The sequence below is a fragment of the Mesorhizobium sp. B2-4-12 genome (genome assembly GCF_006441575.1).
Taxonomy (GTDB): domain Bacteria; phylum Pseudomonadota; class Alphaproteobacteria; order Rhizobiales; family Rhizobiaceae; genus Mesorhizobium.
This window is the reverse complement of the sequence record NZ_VFVC01000024.1, coordinates 72,501-81,484: the sequence shown is the minus strand read 5'-3', so window position 1 is coordinate 81,484 and position 8,984 is coordinate 72,501. Positions and strand designations below refer to the sequence as shown.

Here is an 8,984-nt window from a genome sequence, read left to right as displayed (position 1 = left end):
GGACAATGAGGGGCGGCGCCGGCGTTCGTCTCCTACAGAACCCCGCCTCTATTCCACCCCCTGCCCCGATCCCCAAACATCACATATCCGGTCGCGGTTACGGCAAGCGTGTCCTCCAGCTTGATGAACCCGCGCGTCGGGTGGAGCATGGTCGTTTCAACCGACAGCACCATGTTCGTCTCCAGCGGCTTGGCCGCGTAGGTGCCTTCATAGGTCACCGGATGGTTGGTCATCAGGAACGGCGCCTCATGCGTGATCAGGCCCATGCCGTGGGCAAAGAAATCCGTATAGGCCGCGACCTTCGAGGCTTTTAGCACGCCTTCCGCGTGGGCAATCATGTCGCCGCCCAGCGTGCCCGCCTTGACCTTCGAGAACGCCGCCTGCTGCACCATCTCGACCTCGGCCAGGAGATCCTCGAGCTCGGCATCCGGTTCGCCAAGAATGCCCATCCGGCAGAGGTCGCCGATATAGCCGTGATAATTGCCACCGGAATCGATCGACAGCACCTCGCCCTTCTTCCACGCCTGGCCTGATGAAGCGCGGTTGTGGCTGGAGCCCAGCGTCAGCAGGCAATATTCGAAATGCGCGCCGCGATTGGTCTCCTCGCGCCGCAGTTGCTCGATGATCTCGGCCTTGCTCGTGCCTTCGCGTGCCCAGGCGATGGTCGCCAGCATGGAATCGGTGATCAGTTCGGAGGCCATGCGCAGCTTCTCCAGCTCGGCATCGGTCTTGATGGCGCGCATGCGCTCCAGCATGTCGGTCGCATCGACAAGCCTGGCGTCCGGCAGCGCCTTGCGGATCAGCGTGTAGGCGTCGGACGGCAGGAAGGCAGGCTCGATGCCGATGCGCGCACCTGCCTTGCCGATCTTCTGCAAATGCTCGACGGCAAGGTTCGCGGCGTCTAGCGTGCCCCAGCAGGCGGCATGCAGTGTCGGTGTCCAGAACGGATGGTTCTGGTGCTCGCCGCCTTCCATTTTATTGCCGATATAGGCCGCGTGCTCCGGTCCGCCCTTCTCGTAGATGACAACGGGCAGATAGCGGCTGTGGCCGATCGCATCCATGGCGGCGAAGAAGATGAACTTGTAGCCGCCGAGCAGATACTGCGTGTTGTGCTTGGAGGTCGCGAGCAGCACATCGATGCCGGCCTCCTCCAACAGCCGGTCGACTCTCGCCTGGTCGAACGGGACAGTGCTGACGGCATTCTTGCCCGGCGCAACGTTCATCTCTCTATCTCCCTGAATTGCCCGTGATCGGCGCGGCTCCGCTCCCGATCCGATGGCGCGCGGCCAAATCTGCACCATTTTGTCTTCTCTGGTCTATCCAGAATACGCGAACAGACCGGATTGAGGATAGATAAGTCGCCATTCGCCTTTTATCCTGTCAATTTGGTCCTGCCAGATAGGCAAAAATGCACCCGCGCGACGAAACTGGTCCAGCGGACGAAAATTTCAAAGCCAAGCGAGGGTGCGCCAATTCCGTCTCTGGCGAAACCCTCGGCAAGGCTCATAATCGCCGCCGCGAGGATACCGATGCGCTTGCCGGCATCCGAGGGGACTTGTCGCGCCACGCGGGTCGCGCAGAGGAGGGAGTTAAATCATGTCGGATTTCACGATTTCGAGACGCAAGATGCTTGCCGGCTCGGCGATGCTGCTGGCCTCCACGGCCATGCCGTCGCTCGGCTGGGCACAGACGCCGAAGAAGGGTGGCCGGCTGGTGCTCGCCGCCGATTCCGAGCCACGCAACCTCAACCCGGCGATCGTCGCCTCCAACGGCGTCTTCTTCATTTCCAGCAAGATCGTGGAAACGCTGGCCGAAGCCTCCTTCGATGGCAAGGATGGGCTTGCCCCCCGCCTGGCCGTGAGTTGGGAAAGTGCGGCCGACGGGCTGTCGGCGACCTTCAAGCTGCGCGAAGGCGTCAAATGGCACGACGGCAAGCCGTTCACCTCGGCCGACGTCGCCTTCTCGGCGCTGCAGATCTGGAAGCCGCTGCAGAATCTCGGCCGCACGGTGTTCAAGGACCTCGCCGCCGTCGACACCCCCGACGATCTGACCGCAATCTTCAAGTTCGCCAAGCCAACGCCGTTCCAGCTGATCCGCAACGCGCTGCCGGCCCTGAGCAGCGTCGTGCCCAAGCACATCTACGAGGTCGGCAAGATCGAGGACAACCCGGCCAACACCGCGCCGATCGGCACCGGCCCGTTCAAGTTCGGTGAATACAAGGCCGGCCAGTACTACCGCCTGACCAGGAATACCGACTACTGGGGCAAGGACGAGCCCTATCTCGACGAGATCATCTATCAGGTGTTGCCCGACCGCACCTCGGCAGCGAGCGCGCTGGAAGCCGAAGAAATCCAACTCGCCGCCTTCTCGGCGGTGCCGCTGGCAGACCTCGACCGTATTTCGAAGGTGCCGGGTCTGAAGGTCATCACCAAGGGCTATGAAGGTCTAACTTATCAGCTCGTGGTCGAGATCAACCATCGCCGCAAGGAACTGGCCGACCTCAAGGTGCGCCGGGCAATCGCGCATGCCATCGACAAGGATTTCGTCGTCAAGACGGTGTTCCTCGGCTATGCCGCCACCGCCACCGGCCCGGTGCCGAAGAACGATCCGCAATTCTACACCGCCGACGTGCCGACCTATCCATTCGACGTCGCCAAGGCCAACGCGCTGCTCGACGAGGCCGGCTACAAAAGGGGTGCCGACAGCAACCGCTTCTCGCTCAAGCTGCTGCCGGCGCCCTATTTCAACGAGACGAAACAGTTCGGCGACTATCTGCGTCAGGCGCTTGCCGCCATCGGCATTGACGCGCAGCTGGTCAACAACGACTCCGCCGCGCACATCAAGGCCGTCTACACCGACCACGCCTTCGACCTCGCCGTCGGCCCGCCTGTGTTCCGTGGCGACCCCGCGATCTCGACCACCATACTGGTGCAGAGCGGCATTCCAGACGGCGTGCCATTCTCCAACCAGGGCGGCTACAAGAACGACGCCCTCGACGCGCTGATCACCAAAGCGTCGGAGACGCTCGACACATCAGCCCGTACCGACCTCTATAAGCAGTTCCAGAAGGAGGTCGCCGCCGACCTGCCGTTGATCAACGTCGCCGAATGGAGCTTCATCAGCGTCGCGAGTGACAAGGTCGGCAACATCGCCAACAATCCACGCTGGGCGGTTTCGAACTGGGCGGACACATATTTGGAATCGTGACAGATTTGCGCGGATGAAAGTTCGCGAAGAAATCCGTGTTGAGACATGGCCTACGGCCGGGTTTCTTCACACCCCCCTCTGTCCGGCCGGACAGAGGGGGGTGCCTAGGCGCAATCCTGACCAGCGTATCGCCACACCTTGGGGGCGCACATGACCCGCGCCCTCATCCTCCTCCGCCGTCGCCTCGTCGGCAGCATCTTCGTGCTGTTGATCGTCATCATCGGCACCTTCCTGCTTCTCGAAGCCGCCCCCGGCGATGCGGTCGATGCCTACATCGTCTCCACCGGCGGCGATGCCGGCATGATCGAGCTGCTGCGCCACCGCTGGGGTCTCGACCAATCCGAGGTGACGCGGCTCGCCAACTATCTCTGGGCGCTGCTGCATCTCGATCTCGGCCAGTCGGTGACGTTCTCCAGGCCGATCCGCGACGTGATCCTCGAGCGCTTGCCCAACACGCTGCTGCTGATGGTCAGCGCCACCGCGCTTTCCTTCGGGCTGGGTTCCACCCTCGGCATCTATGCCGGCGCACGGCCAGGCAGCTTCCGCGACCGCTTCCTGTCGATCGGCTCGCTGGCGCTGTATGCCGTGCCGGGTTTCTGGCTCGGCCTGGTGCTGATCGTGATCTTTGCCGTCGACCTGCGCTGGCTGCCGATCGGCGGCATCGAGACCCTGGCTTCGGACAGGACCGGCCTCGACCGCGTCGCCGACATCGCCATCCACTTGGTGCTGCCGGTCTCAGCACTCGGCTTCATTTACCTCGCCCTCTATCTGCGCATGATGCGCGCCGGCATGGCGGAAGCCTGGCGGCAGGACTTCGTGCTGGCCGCCCGCGCCAGGGGCCTTTCGCGCCGCCGCATCGTGCTCGCCCACGTCGCCCGCAACGCATTGCTGCCGCTGGTCACCATGCTCGGCCTGCAGTCGGCGCAGATGCTTGGCGGCAGCGTCGTCATCGAAAGCGTCTTTTCCGTTCCGGGCCTCGGCCGGCTGGCGCAGGAAGCCGTCGCGGCGCGCGACACGCCATTGCTGCTCGGCATCATCCTCACCAGCGCCGTCCTTGTCATCGTCATCAACCTCCTCGTCGACATCGCCTACGCCTTGCTCGATCCGCGCGTCGGCGCCGGAGAGGCCGGCGCATGAACCCGCTCCGCCGTTTCCTGCGCACGCCTGAGGCAATCGCCGGCGCCATTCTTCTGGGCGCACTGGCCGCGATGGCGCTGTCCGCCTCGCTGCTGTTTCCCGGCGACCCGCAAGCCATCGCCGGCCCGGCGCTGCTGCCGCCCTTCCAGGACTGGTCGCTGCCGCTCGGCACCGACCGGCTCGGCCGTGACGTGCTGGCCGAGCTCTTCCATGGCGCCCGCACTTCGCTGGCTGTCGGCCTGGCGGCAGCGGCGGCGGCACTCGCGATCGGCGCCGTGGTCGGCACGCTGGCCGGCTTTGCCGGCGGCCTCCTCGACGAGGTGCTGATGCGCGTCACCGATGCTTTCCAGACCGTGCCCAGCTTCCTGCTGGCACTGGCTTTCGTCAGCGTCGTCGGACCGTCGCTCGGCATCGTCGTAATTGCCATCGCGCTCGGCACCTGGACCGGACCGGCGCGTGTCGCGCGTGCGGAAGTCCTCTCCATCCGTGAACGCGATTATGTCGCCGGCGCTCGCGTCATCGGCATGCATCCCCTGGAAATCGCCTTTCGTGAGGTGCTGCCCAATGCCTTGCCGCCGGTATTGGCGATGTCGTCGGTGATCGTCGCCGCGGCGATCCTGACCGAAGCGGCCTTGTCCTTCCTTGGCCTTGGCGACCCCAACCGCGTCACCTGGGGTGGCATGATCGCGGAAGGCCGCACGGTGCTGCGCACCGCACCCTTCCTGTCGATCGTTCCGGGTATCGCCTTGGTGCTGACCGTGCTTGGCGTCTATCTCGCCGGTGAAGGCATCGTCGAGACGACAGCGGTCAAGAAAGGCCTGTCTTGACCTCGCTGGCTTCGATCCGCGACCTGGCGGTTAGCTATCGACGCGAAGGTGCCGAGGTGGCGGCGCTGAAGGGGATCAGCCTGGAGATCGCCGCAGGAGAACGTCTGGCGATCCTCGGTGAGAGCGGTTCCGGCAAAAGCACGCTGGCGCTGGCGATTGCAGGATTGCTGCCGGCAACCGCCAAGGTTGGAGGCCTCATCGAGTGGTCCTTGCCATCATCGCCGTCCTTTGGTGCCAAGGCATCCCCCTCTGCCCTGCCGGACATCTCCCCCTCAAGGGGGGAAATTAGCAGTTCCACTGTCGGTTCCCCCCTTGCTGCCGACGTAGTTGGCGAAGGTCGACATGCGGGCCTGATCTCCCCCCTTGAGGGGGAGATGTCCGACAGGACAGAGGGGGGCTTCCTAGAGCGCCGAGCGCAAAAGTCTGTGTCCAAACAAAGCCTGGCACCCCTCGGCGGCCGCGACATCGGCTTCGTGTTCCAGGATCCGTCCGCCAGCCTCGATCCCGTGATGACCATCGGCAAACAAATCGCCGAAGTGGCGCACACACATCTCGGCCTCGACTGGCGGGCATCATATGCGAGAGCCAAAACCCTGCTCGAACGCGTCCGCTTGCCCGATCCGGACGCAGCCCTGCGATCCTTCCCGCATCAACTCTCCGGCGGCCAGAAGCAACGCGCGGCAATTGCGGCTGCGATCGCCGCCGGGCCGAGATTGCTGATCGCCGACGAGGCGACCAGCGCACTCGACACCATCGTGCAGGCCGAGATCGTCGCCTTGATCCGCCGGTTGGTTGCGGAGGACGGCATGACGCTGCTGTTCATCAGTCACGACATCGCGCTGGCGGCCGAACTCGCCGAGCGCATTGCCGTGTTTCGGCACGGCAAACTGATCGAGCTTGGCACGACGGCGCGGATTGTGAATGCACCGACCGAACCCTACACACGTGCCCTGCTCGACGCTCATATCGGCCTCGATGCTGACCCGCTGTTGAATCGCAGCGAGTTCCACGCATGAGCCTGCTCGCGGTCTCCAATCTCTCCAAGATCTACCGACGAGGCGGCAAGGCGATAGCCGCTGTCGACGACGTTTCCTTTCACATCGGCCCGGGCGAAACGCTGGCGCTGGCCGGCCCCTCCGGCAGCGGCAAATCGACGATCGCACGGCTCGTGCTGCGCCTGATCGAGCCGGACGCCGGGCGCATTGAATTCGAAGGTGACGATTTCCTGGCTTTGCGCGGTGCGGTCCTGCGCGCCCGCCGCGCCCGCCTGCAGATGGTATTCCAGAATCCGCTGGCCGCCTTCAATCCGCGCGCCACGGTAGCGCGCGTTCTCGACGATCCCTTGCGCATCCATGGCATCGCGTCGCGCGCCGAGCGTCCGCGCCGTATCGCCGTCCTGCTCGAACGCGTCGGGCTGGCGGCCGATCTCGCGCCGCGCGCCATACACGAAATCTCCGGCGGCCAGCGACAGCGTGTGGCCATCGCCCGGGCCATCGCTACGAAGCCGTCGCTGATCGTGCTCGACGAGGCGGTGTCGGCACTCGACGTCTCGGTGCGCGGCCAGATCCTCGACCTTCTGCTCGACCTGCAACGCCAGGACCAGATCGCCTATCTCTTCATTTCACATGATCTCGGCGTCGCCCGCGCGGTCGCCCACCGTGTCATCCTTCTCGACGCCGGGCGGATTGCCGAGAGCGGCGATGCCCGTGCCGTCATTGACGCACCCCGATCGGCCATCGGCAGGGCGCTGGTGGCCGCTGCGCCTAGATTGAACAGAAGTAACCCATGATCCCGTCTTCGAACAGGATGTGACAAGAGCCCGGCCGCCCATGCCTGCGTCCTGTGCCGGTCTTTGCCAAATGGACCTTCGACAGGCGGCATCCATGCCGTCTTTCCGCCCGCCCGGTTCCGGCCCGCCAAGGTACGCGCCTTCGTTGAACCTGCTGGCCGCGGCCGAGAAGAAACGGGGCGCGCCGCATTGAAGCGGCGTGAAGTCGCCGCGTACGAGATTGTTAGCGAAAGCTTACATTTGGGAAGGCTCTTGCCCATCAAGGCGCTCCGGTTCTGCTTTCCCCTCATTGGCGACCATCATCGGCTCCCAGATCAAACCGGCCGCCGGCTTGGTGCCATGCCATGCGGGCTGTTTGATTTGGCTTTGGGGGTTCGATTGCCAGCGTTGATCCGGTTGCGGGGGCCACATCGGCATAGCAAAGCAAAACGGCCCGCCTGGGGGTGCCTGGCGGGCCGTTTTTGATTTGGTTGCGGGGACAGGATTTGAACCTGTGACCTTCAGGTTATGAGCCTGACGAGCTACCGGGCTGCTCCACCCCGCGTCAACGCTGAGCAAGCGTTTGCTTGCGTAGTCTGCGATCGCCTGGGCGATTGCGTTTGCCTGGCGATTGCGCTTTGCAACTGCCTTTTTTGGTTTTTGCCAATGGAAAGGGCCGCGTTAGCGGCCCGAGGTTTCCCGTTGGCGGGCCATGTTCAGAGAAGATTTCCACACATTGATCCAAAAATCATTTTTGATTTTTGGAAAGCACGATGTGCGGATCAAACGTGCGTTTAGCAGACCTGGCAGCGACCTACTCTCCCGCGTCTTGAGACGAAGTACCATCAGCGCTGGAGCGTTTCACGGCCGAGTTCGGAATGGGATCGGGTGCAGCCGCTCCGCCATAACCACCAGGTCGGCAAAACGCACGTTATTCGAGAAGCTGGGTTAGGGGATTAGGCAGCAGGGAATAGTGAGTAGGAGATACCTGCTCGCCATCCGGCTGTGCCGTTGCCTGTCTTTCCGTGCCAAGGCGATGCTTTTGCAGGTTGCTTCGGGCAAAGCCCGCAAGCGCGACTGCGCGTCGCCGGTTTTCCGGCGCCCTCGCGGAGCATAGGCCCCAGAGGGGCCGCTCATGCGTGAGCGCTGGTGAGACCATCTGACTATGTCAGATGGGCATAAGGAATGAGAACGATCAAGCCGATCGAACTATTAGTACCGGTAAGCTTCAAGCGTTGCCGCTCTTCCACACCCGGCCTATCAACGTGGTCGTCTTCCACGGTTCTCAGGGAATACTCGTTTTAAGGTGGGTTTCCCGCTTAGATGCCTTCAGCGGTTATCCCGTCCGGATATAGCTACCCTGCTATGCGGCTGGCGCCACAACAGGTCCACCAGAGATCCGTCCATCCCGGTCCTCTCGTACTAGGGACAGATCCTTTCAATATTCCTACACCCACGGCAGATAGGGACCGAACTGTCTCACGACGTTCTGAACCCAACTCACGTACCGCTTTAAATGGCGAACAGCCATACCCTTGGGACCTGCTCCAGCCCCAGGATGCGATGAGTCGACATCGAGGTGCCAAACAACCCCGTCGATATGGACTCTTGGGGGTCATCAGCCTGTTATCCCCGGCGTACCTTTTATCCGTTGAGCGATGGCCCTTCCACGCGGGACCACCGGATCACTATGACCGACTTTCGTCTCTGCTCGACTTGTCAGTCTCGCAGTCAGGCAGGCTTATGCCATTGCACTCAGCGAACGATTTCCGACCGTTCTGAGCCCACCATCGCGCGCCTCCGTTACTCTTTAGGAGGCGACCGCCCCAGTCAAACTACCCACCATACATTGTCCCGGACCCGGATAACGGGCCGCGGTTAGACATCCATAGTGATAAGGGTGGTATTTCAAGGGTGGCTCCACCTGAGCTGGCGCCCAGGTTTCAAAGCCTACCACCTATCCTACACATGCCACTACGAATGCCAATGTAAAGCTATAGTAAAGGTGCACGGGGTCTTTCCGTCTAACCGCAGGAACCCCGCAT

At 63.0% G+C, this 8,984-nt stretch carries 6 protein-coding genes, 1 tRNA gene and 2 rRNA genes (1 of these 9 only partly in view); 5 read left to right on the top strand and 4 right to left on the bottom strand.

Annotated features, from left to right (window positions below; genetic code table 11):
- Positions 1-32: 32 nt before the first annotated feature.
- Complete coding sequence (locus FJ934_RS16090; protein WP_140610577.1) at positions 33-1,223, bottom strand: Xaa-Pro peptidase family protein; 1,191 nt, start codon at positions 1,221-1,223, stop codon at positions 33-35.
- A gap of 373 nt (positions 1,224-1,596) precedes the next feature.
- On the opposite strand from FJ934_RS16090, the gene FJ934_RS16085 reads away from it, so the two are divergent.
- From FJ934_RS16085 to FJ934_RS16065, 5 genes are all read left to right on the top strand, one after another.
- On the top strand, positions 1,597-3,207 hold the full coding sequence (locus tag FJ934_RS16085; RefSeq protein ID WP_140610576.1) for an ABC transporter substrate-binding protein: 1,611 nt from the start codon (positions 1,597-1,599) through the stop codon (positions 3,205-3,207).
- A 150-nt stretch (positions 3,208-3,357) separates the two neighbouring features.
- Positions 3,358-4,344 carry an ABC transporter permease gene (locus FJ934_RS16080; RefSeq protein WP_140610575.1) on the top strand — a complete coding sequence of 329 codons (987 nt, stop codon included), beginning with the start codon at positions 3,358-3,360 and terminating at the stop codon, positions 4,342-4,344.
- Positions 4,341-5,171 carry an ABC transporter permease gene (locus FJ934_RS16075; protein WP_140610574.1) on the top strand — a complete coding sequence of 277 codons (831 nt, stop codon included), beginning with the start codon at positions 4,341-4,343 and terminating at the stop codon, positions 5,169-5,171. The genes FJ934_RS16080 and FJ934_RS16075 overlap by 4 nt, the downstream gene beginning before the upstream one ends.
- Positions 5,168-6,187: an ABC transporter ATP-binding protein gene (locus FJ934_RS16070; protein ID WP_181165640.1), complete on the top strand. Its 1,020-nt coding sequence runs from the start codon at positions 5,168-5,170 to the stop codon at positions 6,185-6,187. The genes FJ934_RS16075 and FJ934_RS16070 overlap by 4 nt, the downstream gene beginning before the upstream one ends.
- Positions 6,184-6,960 (top strand): ATP-binding cassette domain-containing protein, encoded by a 777-nt coding sequence (locus tag FJ934_RS16065; protein WP_140610573.1) that lies wholly within the window; start codon positions 6,184-6,186, stop codon positions 6,958-6,960. The genes FJ934_RS16070 and FJ934_RS16065 overlap by 4 nt, the downstream gene beginning before the upstream one ends.
- Before the next feature lie 467 nt (positions 6,961-7,427).
- Here FJ934_RS16065 and FJ934_RS16060 read toward each other — a convergent pair.
- The 3 genes from FJ934_RS16060 to FJ934_RS16050 all read right to left on the bottom strand — a co-directional run.
- A tRNA-Met gene (locus FJ934_RS16060) sits at positions 7,428-7,504 on the bottom strand.
- Positions 7,505-7,740: 236 nt separating this feature from the next.
- Positions 7,741-7,855 (bottom strand): 5S ribosomal RNA (gene rrf / locus FJ934_RS16055).
- A 275-nt stretch (positions 7,856-8,130) separates the two neighbouring features.
- A 23S ribosomal RNA gene (locus tag FJ934_RS16050) occupies positions 8,131-8,984 on the bottom strand (it continues 1,958 nt past the right edge of the window).

Excerpts from the sequence above, each read along its gene's own strand:
- FJ934_RS16090 (WP_140610577.1), bottom strand. The coding sequence starts at position 1,223 with ATGAACGTTGCGCCGGGCAAGAATGCCGTCAGCACTGTCCCGTTCGAC.
- FJ934_RS16085 (WP_140610576.1), top strand. The coding sequence starts at position 1,597 with ATGTCGGATTTCACGATTTCGAGACGCAAGATGCTTGCCGGCTCGGCG.
- FJ934_RS16080 (WP_140610575.1), top strand. The coding sequence starts at position 3,358 with ATGACCCGCGCCCTCATCCTCCTCCGCCGTCGCCTCGTCGGCAGCATC.
- FJ934_RS16075 (WP_140610574.1), top strand. The coding sequence starts at position 4,341 with ATGAACCCGCTCCGCCGTTTCCTGCGCACGCCTGAGGCAATCGCCGGC.
- FJ934_RS16065 (WP_140610573.1), top strand. The coding sequence starts at position 6,184 with ATGAGCCTGCTCGCGGTCTCCAATCTCTCCAAGATCTACCGACGAGGC.